This is a genomic window from Pseudomonas sp. FSL W5-0203 (genome assembly GCF_001896155.1).
Taxonomy (GTDB): Bacteria; Pseudomonadota; Gammaproteobacteria; order Pseudomonadales; family Pseudomonadaceae; genus Aquipseudomonas; species Aquipseudomonas paracarnis.
In genome coordinates this window covers 78,131-90,640 of the sequence record NZ_MPOR01000019.1, presented here as the reverse complement: position 1 = coordinate 90,640, position 12,510 = coordinate 78,131, and the positions used below count along the sequence as shown (strand labels likewise).

At 60.6% G+C, this 12,510-nt stretch carries 10 protein-coding genes and 1 pseudogene; 6 read left to right on the top strand and 5 right to left on the bottom strand.

What is annotated here, in order from left to right; genetic code table 11:
- The first annotated feature begins 13 nt into the window (after positions 1-13).
- Positions 14-3,157, top strand: coding sequence for a CusA/CzcA family heavy metal efflux RND transporter (locus tag BOP96_RS17765; RefSeq protein WP_073453485.1), 3,144 nt, complete (start codon positions 14-16; stop codon positions 3,155-3,157).
- A gap of 59 nt (positions 3,158-3,216) precedes the next feature.
- Here BOP96_RS17765 and BOP96_RS17760 read toward each other — a convergent pair whose 3' ends face one another.
- The 3 genes from BOP96_RS17760 to BOP96_RS17750 form a co-directional block, all read right to left on the bottom strand.
- Positions 3,217-4,677 (bottom strand): heavy metal sensor histidine kinase, encoded by a 1,461-nt coding sequence (locus BOP96_RS17760; protein ID WP_073453484.1) that lies wholly within the window; start codon positions 4,675-4,677, stop codon positions 3,217-3,219.
- On the bottom strand, positions 4,674-5,348 hold the full coding sequence (locus BOP96_RS17755; protein ID WP_073453482.1) for a heavy metal response regulator transcription factor: 675 nt from the start codon (positions 5,346-5,348) through the stop codon (positions 4,674-4,676). Before BOP96_RS17755 ends, BOP96_RS17760 begins: the two co-directional genes overlap by 4 nt.
- Positions 5,349-5,685: 337 nt before the next feature.
- On the bottom strand, positions 5,686-7,005 hold the full coding sequence (locus BOP96_RS17750; RefSeq protein WP_073453480.1) for an OprD family porin: 1,320 nt from the start codon (positions 7,003-7,005) through the stop codon (positions 5,686-5,688).
- Positions 7,006-7,231: 226 nt separating this feature from the next.
- Between BOP96_RS17750 and BOP96_RS17745 the strand changes: the two genes are divergently transcribed.
- The 4 genes and pseudogenes from BOP96_RS17745 to BOP96_RS17735 all read left to right on the top strand — a co-directional run bounded on the left by BOP96_RS17745 (position 7,232) and on the right by BOP96_RS17735 (position 9,613).
- The gene (locus tag BOP96_RS17745) at positions 7,232-7,564 is read left to right on the top strand and encodes a DUF2790 domain-containing protein (protein WP_060766647.1); all 333 of its coding nucleotides are present in this window, start codon (positions 7,232-7,234) and stop codon (positions 7,562-7,564) included.
- 96 nt (positions 7,565-7,660) lie between these two features.
- A pseudogene (locus tag BOP96_RS30915) lies at positions 7,661-8,437 on the top strand (PAS domain-containing protein); the annotation flags it as partial.
- A 108-nt stretch (positions 8,438-8,545) separates the two neighbouring features.
- Positions 8,546-8,977 (top strand): methyl-accepting chemotaxis protein, encoded by a 432-nt coding sequence (locus tag BOP96_RS30910; protein ID WP_370712620.1) that lies wholly within the window; start codon positions 8,546-8,548, stop codon positions 8,975-8,977.
- 60 nt (positions 8,978-9,037) lie between these two features.
- Positions 9,038-9,613: a flavin reductase family protein gene (locus BOP96_RS17735; protein ID WP_020301444.1), complete on the top strand. Its 576-nt coding sequence runs from the start codon at positions 9,038-9,040 to the stop codon at positions 9,611-9,613.
- 131 nt (positions 9,614-9,744) lie between these two features.
- Here BOP96_RS17735 and BOP96_RS17725 read toward each other — a convergent pair whose 3' ends face one another.
- Positions 9,745-9,981, bottom strand: a complete 237-nt coding sequence (locus BOP96_RS17725) for a DUF6124 family protein (protein ID WP_014716802.1) — start codon at positions 9,979-9,981, stop codon at positions 9,745-9,747.
- A gap of 437 nt (positions 9,982-10,418) precedes the next feature.
- Positions 10,419-11,228: an AraC family transcriptional regulator gene (locus BOP96_RS17720; RefSeq protein WP_060766646.1), complete on the bottom strand. Its 810-nt coding sequence runs from the start codon at positions 11,226-11,228 to the stop codon at positions 10,419-10,421.
- Positions 11,229-11,390: 162 nt separating this feature from the next.
- On the opposite strand from BOP96_RS17720, the gene ddlA reads away from it, so the two are divergent.
- Positions 11,391-12,488, top strand: a complete 1,098-nt coding sequence (ddlA, locus tag BOP96_RS17715) for a D-alanine--D-alanine ligase (protein WP_038448779.1) — start codon at positions 11,391-11,393, stop codon at positions 12,486-12,488.
- The last annotated feature ends 22 nt before the right edge of the window (positions 12,489-12,510 follow it).

Sequence of the window (12,510 nt, the reverse complement as noted above, 5' to 3'; positions counted from 1 at the left end):
CGAGTGATTCCCCATGTTTGAGCGCCTTATCCAATTCGCCATCGAGCAGCGCATCATCGTGTTGCTGGCGGTGCTGTTGATGGCCGGTGTCGGCATCGCCAGCTATCAGAAACTGCCCATCGACGCGGTACCTGACATCACCAACGTACAGGTGCAGATCAACTCGGCGGCGGCCGGTTTTTCGCCGCTGGAAACCGAGCAGCGCGTCACCTTTCCCATCGAAACCGCCATGGCCGGCCTGCCGGGCCTGCAGCAGACGCGTTCGCTGTCGCGTTCCGGTTTGTCCCAGGTCACGGTGATTTTCAAGGACGGCACCGACCTGTTCTTTGCCCGCCAACTGGTCAACGAGCGTCTGCAAGTGGCGCGCGAGCAATTGCCCGACGGCATCGAAACTGCGATGGGGCCGATTTCCACTGGCCTGGGGGAAATTTTCTTATGGACCGTCGAAGCCGAGGACGGTGTGCGCAAAGAGGACGGTACGCCTTACACCCCCACCGACCTGCGGGTGATCCAGGATTGGATCATCAAACCGCAGCTGCGCAACGTGCCAGGCGTGGCCGAGATCAATACCATCGGCGGCTTCGCCAAGGAATACCAGATTGCGCCAGACCCCAAGCGCCTGGCCGCTTACAACCTGACCCTCAACGATCTGGTCACGGCGCTGGAGCGCAACAATGCCAACGTCGGCGCCGGTTACATCGAGCGCAGCGGCGAACAGTTGTTGATCCGCGCGCCGGGCCAGGTGGCGTCTATCGACGACATCGCCAACATTGTCATCACCACCTCGGACGGCACGCCGATCCGCGTGCGCAATGTGGCCCAGGTCGACATTGGTCGTGAGCTGCGTACCGGCGCCGCCACCGAAAACGGCCGTGAGGTGGTGCTGGGCACGGTGTTCATGTTGATCGGCGAGAACAGCCGCAGCGTGTCCCAGGCGGTGGCGAAAAAGCTTGAGGAGATCAACCGCTCGCTGCCCGAAGGCGTGGTGGCTGTCACTGTTTACGACCGCACCAACCTGGTGGAAAAAGCCATCGCCACGGTGAAGAAAAACCTCTTCGAAGGTGCATTGCTGGTGGTGGCGGTGTTGTTCCTGTTCTTGGGTAATATCCGTGCAGCGCTGATCACGGCGATGGTGATTCCGCTGGCGATGCTGTTCACCTTCACCGGCATGTTCACCAACAAAGTCAGCGCCAACCTGATGAGCCTGGGCGCGCTGGACTTCGGCATTATCGTTGACGGTGCGGTGGTGATCGTCGAGAACGCCATCCGCCGTCTGGCTCATGCGCAACACCGTCATGGCCGGTTGCTGACCCGCAGTGAACGCCTGCACGAAGTGTTCGCCGCGGCCAAGGAGGCGCGACGCGCGCTGATCTTCGGGCAGTTGATCATCATGGTGGTGTACCTGCCGATCTTCGCCCTCACGGGCGTGGCCGGGAAGATGTTCCACCCCATGGCCTTCACGGTGGTGATTGCCTTGCTCGGCGCGATGATTCTGTCGGTGACCTTCGTACCGGCGGCGATTGCGTTGTTTGTCACCGGCAAGGTCAAGGAAGAAGAAAACATTGTGATGCGCAGTGCACGCCGGGTGTATGACCCGGTGCTCAACTGGGTGATGGTGCGTCGGCCCTTGGTGTTCGGCCTGGCCGCACTCACCATCGTCGTCTCGGGTCTGGTTGCCAGCCGCATGGGCAGTGAATTTATCCCCAGCCTCAGCGAAGGCGACTTTGCCCAGCAGGCGCTGCGTGTGCCCGGCACCAGCCTGACCCAATCGGTGCAGATGCAGCAGCAACTGGAAAAAACCTTACTGGCCCAAGTGCCGGAAATCGAGCGGGTGTTTGCACGCACCGGTACGGCGGAAATCGCCTCCGACCCGATGCCGCCGAATATTTCCGACAGCTACGTGATGCTCAAACCCAAGGACCAATGGCCGAACCCGAAGAAGTCCCGCGAGGCAATTATCGCTGACATCCAACGGGCCAGCGCGATTGTGCCGGGCAGCGTGTATGAGCTGTCGCAGCCGATCCAGTTGCGTTTCAACGAGCTGATTTCCGGAGTGCGCAGCGATGTGGCGGTGAAGGTGTTTGGCGATGATATGGCGGTGCTCAACCAGACAGCTGGGGAAATCGCCGAGACCTTGCAGAAGCTCAACGGCGCCTCGGAAGTGAAGGTGGAACAGACCTCCGGCCTGCCGGTGCTGACCATCAATATCGACCGCGACAAGGCCGCTCGCTTTGGCCTGAATGTAGGTGATGTGCAGGACACCATCGCCGTCGCGGTCGGTGGGCGCCAGGCCGGTACGCTGTACGAGGGTGATCGGCGTTTTGATATGGTGGTGCGCTTGTCCGATACGTTGCGCACCGATATCGACGGCTTGTCACGCCTGTTGATCCCGGTGCCGGCGCTGGCGAGTAGTACCTCGGGGCAGTTGGGCTTTATCGCCTTGTCCCAGGTTGCCAGCCTCGACCTGGTGCTGGGCCCCAACCAGATCAGCCGCGAGAACGGCAAGCGCCTGGTGATCGTCAGCGCCAACGTGCGCGGGCGCGATATCGGCTCGTTTGTCGAGGAGGCCGAAGCCGCCATCACCACCCAGGTGAAAGTCCCTGCCGGTTACTGGACCACCTGGGGCGGCCAGTTCGAACAGTTGAAGGAGGCTTCTGAACGCTTGCGCATCGTGGTGCCGGTGGCCTTGCTGTTGGTGTTCGGGTTGCTGTTCATGATGTTCAACAACCTCAAGGACGGTCTGCTGGTGTTTACCGGCATCCCATTCGCGCTCACCGGCGGGATCATGGCGCTGTGGCTGCGCGATATTCCGTTGTCGATTTCAGCGGGGGTGGGCTTTATCGCCTTGTCGGGCGTGGCGGTGCTTAATGGCCTGGTGATGATCGCCTTCATCCGAAACCTGCGCGAGGAAGGCCGCTCATTATCGGTGGCGATCCACGAAGGCGCGTTGACCCGTCTGCGCCCGGTGCTGATGACCGCGCTGGTGGCGTCCCTGGGGTTTATCCCCATGGCGCTCGCCACCGGCACCGGTGCCGAAGTGCAGCGCCCATTGGCGACAGTGGTGATTGGCGGGATTATTTCTTCGACCTTGCTGACCTTGCTGGTGCTGCCGGCGTTGTACCAATGGGCTCATCGCCGCGATGAAGAGACCGCCTGACAACCGTGAAAACGCCGCAACCCCCCTGGGGGAGCGGGCTTGCTCGCGAATGCGCCGGGTCAGTCGATACCTGTACTGACGGATACACCGCCTTCGCGGGCAAGCCCGCTCCCACAGGGGGCCAACGGTGCTTCCAGAGCCTGGGGAAACACCAGGCTGAACCGCGTAAAACGCCCAGGCTGGCTGGTGACATGAGCATGCCCCTGATGCAAATGCATGATCGATTTCACGATGGCCAGCCCCAGCCCGGTGCCGCCCTCGGCACGGGTACGGCTGCTGTCGGCGCGGTAGAAACGTTCGAACAGGTGCGGCAGGTGGTGCGCTTCAATGCCTCGCCCCGGGTTGCCCACCGACAGCGATACGCTCTGCTCGTAGGTCTCCACCAACAGCAACACGGTAGAGGCCTCGGGTGTGTGGCGAATGGCATTGGAGAGCAAGTTGGAAATCGCCCGCTGGATCATCAGCCGATCGCCCGTCACCCAGGCATCGCCGCGCAGGCTCAGGGTGATGTGTTTGTCTTCGGCACTCAGGGCAAACAACTCCATCACCCGCTGGGCTTCCTGCGCCAGGGACACCTCGGTGAATGAGGCCCGGGCCGCCGGGTGGCTGACCTGCGCCAGAAACAGCATGTCGCTGACAATCCGCGCCAGGCGTTCGAGCTCTTCGGTGTTGGATTCCAGCACCGCCTTGTATTCCTGCGGCGGGCGCTGGCGCGACAGGGTCAACTGGGCCTTGCCCATCAGGTTGGTCAAGGGCGCGCGCAGTTCGTGGGCCAGGTCATCGGAGAATTGCGAGAGTTGCTGCACCCCGGCGTCCAGGCGGTCGAGCATCACGTTGATGCCGTGGGCCAGTTCACCCAGTTCGTGGGGCAGGTTGTCCACAGACAAGCGATGGGTGAGGTCTTGGGTGGTGACTTTCGCCGCCACCTGGCTGAACTGCTTCAACGGTGCCAGGCCCCGTTGCACCAGCCACCAGGCGCCCATGCCAATCAGTATCAGCAGTAGCGGCAACGCAATCAGCGTGGCGCGCAGGTAGGCACTGAGCAATGCCTGGTCGTCCATGCGGTCCAGGGACAGCAGCACCCGCACGCGTTCACCGTTGGCCAGGCGCATCAAGCTGGAGGCACTGAGTATCTGGTTGCCGTAGCTGTCGACCCAATTGAGGTAGCCCAGGGTTTCCCGTGGCTTGAAGTCGGTGAGCAGTGGCTCCTGGGGCTTGCTGCCGACGTTCAGCAGCACGCTGTTATCGGGCGCGGTACCGACGATGGTCAGGTGGAAATTGTCGTGGCCGATCACCAGGTCCATCAGCGAGTGCGGCCGGCCGCGAATGGCATGGGCGTCCAGGCCCAGGGCCAGGCTGTGCTGGATCTGTTCCATCTTGCTTTCCAGGTTCTTGCGCGCGAGTTTTTCCAGCTCATGGGTGAGGGCCAGGTAGGCCAGGGTCGCTAGCAGCAAAACCAGGCCAGCGCCCATCATGCTGACCGTCAGGCCCAGGCGCATCGACAGGCTGCCGGTCTTCATGGGCGCGCTTCCAGCACGTAGCCCACGCCGCGAATAGTGTGGATCAGCTTGACCTCGCTCTGGTCATCCACCTTGGCGCGCAGGCGGCTGATGGAGACTTCCACCACATTGGTGTCGCAGTCGAAATTCATGTCCCACACCAGGGAAATAATCTGCGTGCGGGTCAGCACTTCGCCGGCCTGGCGCATCAGTACTTGCAGCAGGGCAAACTCCTTGGTGGTCAGGTCGATGCGCCGGGCGCCGCGATAAGCGCGGTGGCGACGCGGGTCCAGTTCCAGGTCCGAGACGCGGAACACTTCCGGCTGTGGAATGTGCTCGCTGCGGCGCATCAGGGTGCGCACCCGTGCCAGCAGTTCGGGAAACTCGAACGGCTTGACCAGGTAGTCGTCGGCGCCCATGTCCAGGCCCTTGATCTTGTCAGCCAGCCGGCCACGGGCGGTGAGCATCATCACGCGCTGGGTACCATTGCGGCGCAATTCTTCCAGTACTTGCCAGCCATCCTTGCCCGGCAGGTTGACGTCCAGAATCACCAGTTCATAGGCGTGTTGCCCTGCCAGGTGCAGGCCGTCGACGCCATTGGCGGCGCAGTCGACCACGTAGCCACTTTCGTTCAAGCCCTGTTGCAGGTAGTCGGCGGTTTTCTGCTCGTCTTCAACCACAAGAATACGCATGGGGGTTACCTCTTGAATTAGGGGGAGAGAAGGCGCCCATGTCCCTATGGCGGCGGTTTCGGAAGTGGGAAAAGTCTGAAGGCTAAAGTAGCTTTAGGGTCAACTGCGACCGTCGGTCGCATGTGTCGCAGGCAAAAAAAACGCCCCAAGCGGGGCGTTAAAAATTCATCTCTTTCCAAAGGAGCTACACAAAAGCTTCAGAGATGAATGTGCTCGGGTGAATAAGTTGAAGCGAGTATAGAAAGTTCCACTTAACGAGAAGCTGAGGCCAATATTACAATTTTGATAACTGGCTATTTGTGAACAGATGTTAGTTAATCGCGAGCGAATGTAAGGGCTACAGCACGACCAATGGGTATTCGGCAATCAGACGAACTTCTTCCAGGTCTGACTCGAACGCACTGGAGCGCACGGTGGCCTGGCGCAAGCGCAGGGACAAATCTTTCAAACGCCCACTTTGCACCACGTATTTGGCCTCGATATCCCGTTCCCAGCGGCGTTGATCGGTCAAGGGGTTACCCGCTGCATCGCGGCGCATATACACGGCATTGGCGTTGCTATAGTCGGCGCCGGTGCCTTTGCCGTAGCGGGTCATGAACGACAGGCCGGGAATGCCGAAGGCCTGCATGTCCAGGTCGTAGCGCAGCATCCATGAGCGCTCCTTGGGCGCGTTGAAGTCGCTGTACTGGATGGAGTTGTTGAGGAAGATCGAGTCTGACTGGCGCAGGTAATCAAAATCATCGTCGCCGTTGTTGCGCTGGTGCGACACGGCCAGGCTGTGGGCACCGACCTTGACCCCGAGCCTGGCGCTCCAGATGTTGTTGTCGAACTCGCCGAGCCGTTTCTGGCCTTCGTCCACGGCCTTGTAGTAGTTGAAGTCGCCGAACAATGACACGTCGTCGGTCAATGCGTAATTGGCATTGCTGCCGAAGTAGTACTGATCCCAGGCGTCCTTCAAGCGGCTGCTGTACAGGCTAAAGCCCAGATGGCTGTTGAGCTGGTAGTCACCGCCGAAGTAGGCGATCCAGGGCGAGTCGACCTTGCCTGCATAGAAGGTGGCAAAGCCTTTGTTCATGCCGCTTTCACTGGGCTGGCTCATGCCGCTCAGGCGCCCGCCTTGCAGGCTCAAGCCTTCCAGGCTGGTGTTTTGCAGGGTGACGCCGCGAAAGCTCTCGGGCAACAGGCGAGAGTCGCCGTAGGCCACCACCGGGGTGAGTGGGAACACGTCGCCGGCCTTGATCACCGTGTCCAGCACGCGCAGTTTCGCCGCGCCGCCGATTTTGCTGTAGCTGTCTTCCGGCTGGTTGTCGCTGTTCACCGGCAGCACGCCGAACGAGCCTTTGCCGCCGCTGCGGCCGCTGCCCGAGTCAAGCGTCAGGCCGTACATGGCGAACGCGTCCAGGCCAAAACCCACGGTGCCCTGGGTAAAACCGGATTCGAATTTGCCGATAAAGCCCTGGGCCCAGGCTTCGGAGTAACCATTGCCAGTGGGGCTGGACTGGCCTTTGCGGTCATCGCGGTTGAAGTAGAAATTGCGTGCCAGCACGTTGATGCGACTGCCCTCGATAAAACCCTCGGGCTTGTCCTCCACCGCCATGGCGGCCATGGGCAGTGCAGCCATCAGTGAAAAGGAAAGGGTGTAATGACGAATGCTCATGATGCGCTCCTCGGTGATGGCAGTTATCGGCTTCTTATAGAGGCGGGCGTTCTTATTGATCTGGCCCTGGCTGATAGTTGCAAACGACGGATAACAGCTGCATGGCGCGAAGATTACAATTCTGGAAACTAACGGCCATCTAACAAATAAGTAATGTTCTGGTGAACCTGGCGTCAGGGTGGGTTGGTTAATCTCGACACTGAACTTTTCAGTCGAGGAAACCGCGATGAACTTTTATAAAGCAGGTTTGGCTGTATTAACGGCTGTGTTGTCATTTGGCGCGCTGGCCGAAGGGGGCGGGGATCGCACCTTTGCCCTGATGATGGAGCGCAATGAGAAAGCCATGGCCGCCTACGCGATCAAAAAAGGCAAGCCGGTGCCCGAGGTCCAGGCTTACCGCTATGGCATGGACCTGGACATTGCCAAGGTCGTCAACGTGACGCCGCCGATCCGCTCGTGCAACGTCGTGCCGTCGCGCATGACCTATGAAGACTCCAGCGGCAAGCTCAATACCCTGGAATATCAGGTCATGGGCGTATGCCGTAACAATGGCGGTTGAAAATATAGTTCGGCCCAGGGCTCAAGCGCTCTTCAGAAAACCCCGGCAGCGCCGATGCAAGGGAGTACACCCACCTCACTTGCCTAACGGTGCCCCATGTTCAATACCCGCCTGAAGCAGGAGCTGACCGCTCTGCGCGAAGAATTGTCGAGCTTGCTTCAGGTGAAAGAGAGCCTGGAAAGCGAAATGCTCTGCCTGACGCTGGACCCTGAAGGCCGTGTGGAGTGGGCCAATGCCAACTTCCTGCAGGAGCTGGCTTACTCGCTGGGCGAGATTGTCGGGCGCGCGATCGAAGACCTGGTGCCGGCCCACGTGCGCCAGGACGAGTTCCAGCTGCGCTTCAAGCACGCGCTGGCCCGCGGCGAACACTTTGCCGGCGCCGTGCGCCTGATGCGCGGCAATGGCAAGGAAGCCTGGTTGCGCTCAATCGTGCAGCCGGTGCGCAGTTCTGAGGGGCGCATCAAGCAGTTTTCGATGTTCTCCAGCGACCTTACTCGCACCATCGAGAGTTCGCGTGAACATGAAAACCTGATCACCGCGCTGATGCGTTCTACCGCGTTGATCGAGTTCGATCTGGAGGGGCATGTACTCACCGCCAATGACCGCTTCCTCGGCGCCATGGGTTACAGTCTGGCGCAGATCGAAGGCAAACATCACCGTATGTTCTGTGAACCACAGGAATACAACAGTGCCGAATACCAACAGTTCTGGAAGCGCCTGAACGCCGGTGAGTTCGTCGCCGCGCGCTTCAAACGCGTGGACAGCCACGGCCGCCTGGTGTGGTTGGAGGCCACCTACAACCCGGTGCTGGACGCCAATGAGCGGTTGTACAAAGTGGTCAAGTTCGCCACGGTCATTACCGACCAGGTCAACCGCGAGCAGGCGGTGGCCGAGGCCGCCAATATTGCCTACAGCACCTCGTTGCAAACCGACGACAGCGCCCAGCGCGGTACCACTGTGGTCACCCAGGCCGTGGACGTGATGCGCGACCTGGCCCAGCACATGCAGCAGGCCGGCGAAGGTATCGAGGCGCTGAATGCCCAGTCCCAAGTGATCGGCAGCATCGTCAAGACCATCAGCGGCATTGCCGAGCAAACCAACCTTTTGGCGCTCAACGCCGCCATCGAAGCGGCGCGTGCCGGTGAACAGGGGCGGGGCTTTGCGGTGGTGGCCGATGAAGTGCGGCAACTGGCGTCTCGCACCAGCAAAGCCACCGAGGAAATTGTCGGTGTGGTGCGCCAGAACCAGGACATGGCCCGCGACGCGGTGGCTTTGATGGCCGACGGTCGTGCGCAAGCCGAGCAGGGCCTGGCCCTGGCGGCGGAGGCGGGTACCGTGATCGTCGAGATTCAGGACGGTGCGCAAAAGGTGGTGAGTGCGGTCGGGCAGTTTGCCAATCAGCTGTCGAGCTGACCTGTCGGGCTTGTGCTTGAGGTATCGTAGGTCTTTTCTCGCTTACAGAGCTGATCGACCATGAGCCCTACGTTCCGTCGCCCCGTCCCATTGTCCAAGGCTTACCGTTTGCTCAACCACGGGCCGACCGTGTTGGTGAGTGCAGCCCACAACGGCCAGCGCAATATCATGGCCGCTGCCTGGGCCATGCCGTTGGATTTCGAACCACCGAAAGTCGCGGTGGTGCTCGACAAGGCCACCTGGACCCGCCAACTACTGGAAGGCGCCGGCACTTTTGTGCTGCAGGTGCCTTGTGTTGCGCAGGCTGATCTGGTGCAGACGGTGGGCAATACCCGCGGCGTTGAAACCGACAAATTCGCAGCCTATGGCCTGCACACTTTCAGCGGTGAGCACACCGAGGCGCCGATGCTGGAAGGCTGCGTGGCCTGGCTGGAATGCCGCTTGCTGCCCGAGCCGCATAATCAGCAGACCTATGACCTGTTCCTGGGCGAAGTGGTCGCGGCCTATGCTGATGAGCGGGTATTCAGCGAGGGCCGCTGGCATTTTGAAGGGCATGATGAACTGCGCACGTTGCACCATGTGGCGGGCGGGAATTTCCTGGCCATTGGCCAACCGATTGTCGGGCGCCAGCTCTGACAGAGGCGCAAAGCCACGAAGATCAACTGTGGGAGCTGGCTTGCCTGCGATGGCATTACCTCGGTGTACCTGATGTACCGAGGTGTCTGCATCGCAGGCAAGCCAGCTCCCACATGGGGTTTATGGTGTCTTCAGGTTCGTGGCATGCACTCGAGGGTGCGGTTTACTACGGTCTTGGCCATCTCCAGCAAGTGCCATACGGCATGGATTCGGGCGCGGTCGTGGGGTTGCAGGTGATCGCAACAGTCCCACACCGTGGCCGATGCGCTGTTGATCAGATGGGAAATATAGAGTTGAGCGTCTTCGAAGCTGAGTTCTTCATTGACGACTAGGCAATCCATGGGTGGATCGGGAAGTGCTTTGGTCATGGTGTAACTCCTGATTGAGGCAGAAGCCGGCCCAGTCGCGACTAAACGAAGGGTGGCGGCTGTACGCAGGTTAGTCGACCGGCTAATCAGGAAAATCCGGCGCACCCGAGGGTGCCCTGCGCACAGCCACCATAAAACCTCATGGAGGACCATGCGCCTGATTAGAGTCCGGGCGACTAAACCCGATCACTGAAAAGGCAGTGACGGGCCGAAGACTAGCCATCGATTCCAACAGGCACAAGGCGGCAGGGATTGTCTCGGAAACGTCCTGCAATTTAAAGGGACGCAGCTTGCTGGCCCTTTACAAACCATGACCAAATGCCAGCAACGCCACCTCATCCAACTGTGGGAGCTGGCTTGCCTGCGATAGCGGTGTGCCTGATACACCTAGGTGTCTGCATCGCAGGCAAGCCAGCTCCCACAGTCCAACCCAGTACTCAGCGTCCGAGCATTTTCACCCAACGCGATGGCGGCATGCCGTAGGTGCTGCGAAATTGGCGGGTCATGTGGCTTTGGTCGGTAAAGCCTGCGGTCATCGCCGCATCCACCAACGATTGGCCCTGGGCCAATAAGTGGCGCACCAGGTCCAGCCGGCGCATGGTCAGATAGCGGTAGGGGCTGGTGCCGAACAACAGACGAAAATCCCGCGATAACGCCCACCGGTCGCGGCCGGCATGGTCGGCAATTTCATCCAGGGTGATGCTGCGGCCCAGGGCGCTGTGGATGAATTCACGGGCGCGTTCGGCCGCGACGTAGTCGAAGGATTTAGGGCGAATGAGGGCCCCGGACGCAGCGCTCAGCGCGTGGGCCAGGTCGAACATAGCGTCTTGTTCTTGCATCGGGTCTATCGGGCAATCCAGGCTCTGCAGCAACACTTCGCTGGCGCGGTGCAGCCGTGGGTCGGTGGACAAGCCGCCGGGGATAAACGGCAACGGCTGGCCACCGAGGATCTGCTGGATCAGCGCCGGCTCCACATAAATCATCCGATACTTGAAGCCTTCGTCGCTGCCGGCGCGACCGTCATGGGTTTCATCGGGGTGGATCACCATGGTGGTGCCAGGCAGGCTGTGGGTCGTGCCGCCGCGATAATGAAAACTCTGTACGCCGAACAACGTGCGCCCGATGGCGTAGGTGTCATGGCGATGAGGGTCGAAGGCAAAGCCGGCAAAGTACGCCTCGATACGGTCAAGGCCACTGGCGTGGGGCGCGCGGTGCAGCCAGTCGAGGGAGTGGATGGGGTTGCCCATGGTGACTTGTCACAAAAGGAGGTGGAAACACGTTAACTGAGTCTGCACCGGTTGTCTGCTGGGGTCTTGTACGATTGTGCAGGTATTGGGCAATGCACATCGGGTAGCGAATCGCTGACCACCCATGGTAAGAAGCCTTACTTTCAACAGTGAGGCCGGGTCATGAGCAAGGTGCGGGTAGGGATTATTTTTGGGGGGCGTTCGGCTGAGCATGAGGTCTCGCTGCAATCGGCGCGCAACATTGTCGATGCCCTTGATCGCTCACGCTTCGAGCCGGTTTTGATCGGTATCGACAAGGCCGGTCACTGGCACCTCAATGACACCTCGAACTTCCTGCTCAACCAGGAAAACCCGGCACTCATCGCCCTCAACCAGTCCAACCGTGAATTGGCCGTGGTGCCCGGCAAGGCCAGCCAGCAAGTGGTAGAGACCTCTGGCCAGGGCGTGCTGGAACACATCGACGTGATCTTCCCGATTGTCCACGGCACCCTCGGTGAAGACGGTTGCCTGCAAGGCTTGCTGCGCATGGCGGACTTGCCCTTCGTCGGTTCCGACGTGCTCGGCTCGGCGGTGTGCATGGACAAAGACATCAGCAAGCGCTTGCTGCGCGACGCGGGCATTGCGGTCACGCCGTTCATCACCCTTACGCGAGCTAATGCGGCGCGCACCTCTTTTGAAACGGCCGCTGGCAAGCTCGGTGTGCCGATGTTCGTCAAGCCCGCCAACCAGGGTTCGTCGGTGGGGGTAAGCAAAGTCGGCAGCGAAGCCGAGTACCGCGCTGCCGTTGAACTGGCGTTGGGGTTTGATGAGAAGGTGCTGGTGGAGTCCGCCGTCCAGGGCCGTGAGATCGAATGCGCCGTGCTGGGCAATGACGAGCCCATCGCCAGCGGTTGTGGCGAGATCGTGGTGAGCAGTGGTTTCTATTCCTACGACAGCAAATACATCGATGGCCAGGCCGCCCAGGTGGTGGTGCCGGCGGCGATCAGTCATGACGCCAGCGAGCGGATCCGCAGCCTGGCCATTGAGGCGTTTGAAGTGTTGGGCTGCGCCGGGTTGGCGCGGGTGGATGTGTTCCTGACGCAGGACGGCGAAGTGCTGATCAACGAGATCAACTCACTGCCCGGTTTTACCCGCATCAGCATGTACCCCAAGCTGTGGCAGGCGGCAGGCATGAGCTACAGCGAGCTGGTGAGCCGGTTGATCGAGCTGGCGCTGGAGCGGCATGCGGGGCGCAAGGGCTTGAAGATCAACCGCCAGTGATTGGCCCGAAGCAGTAACGCGA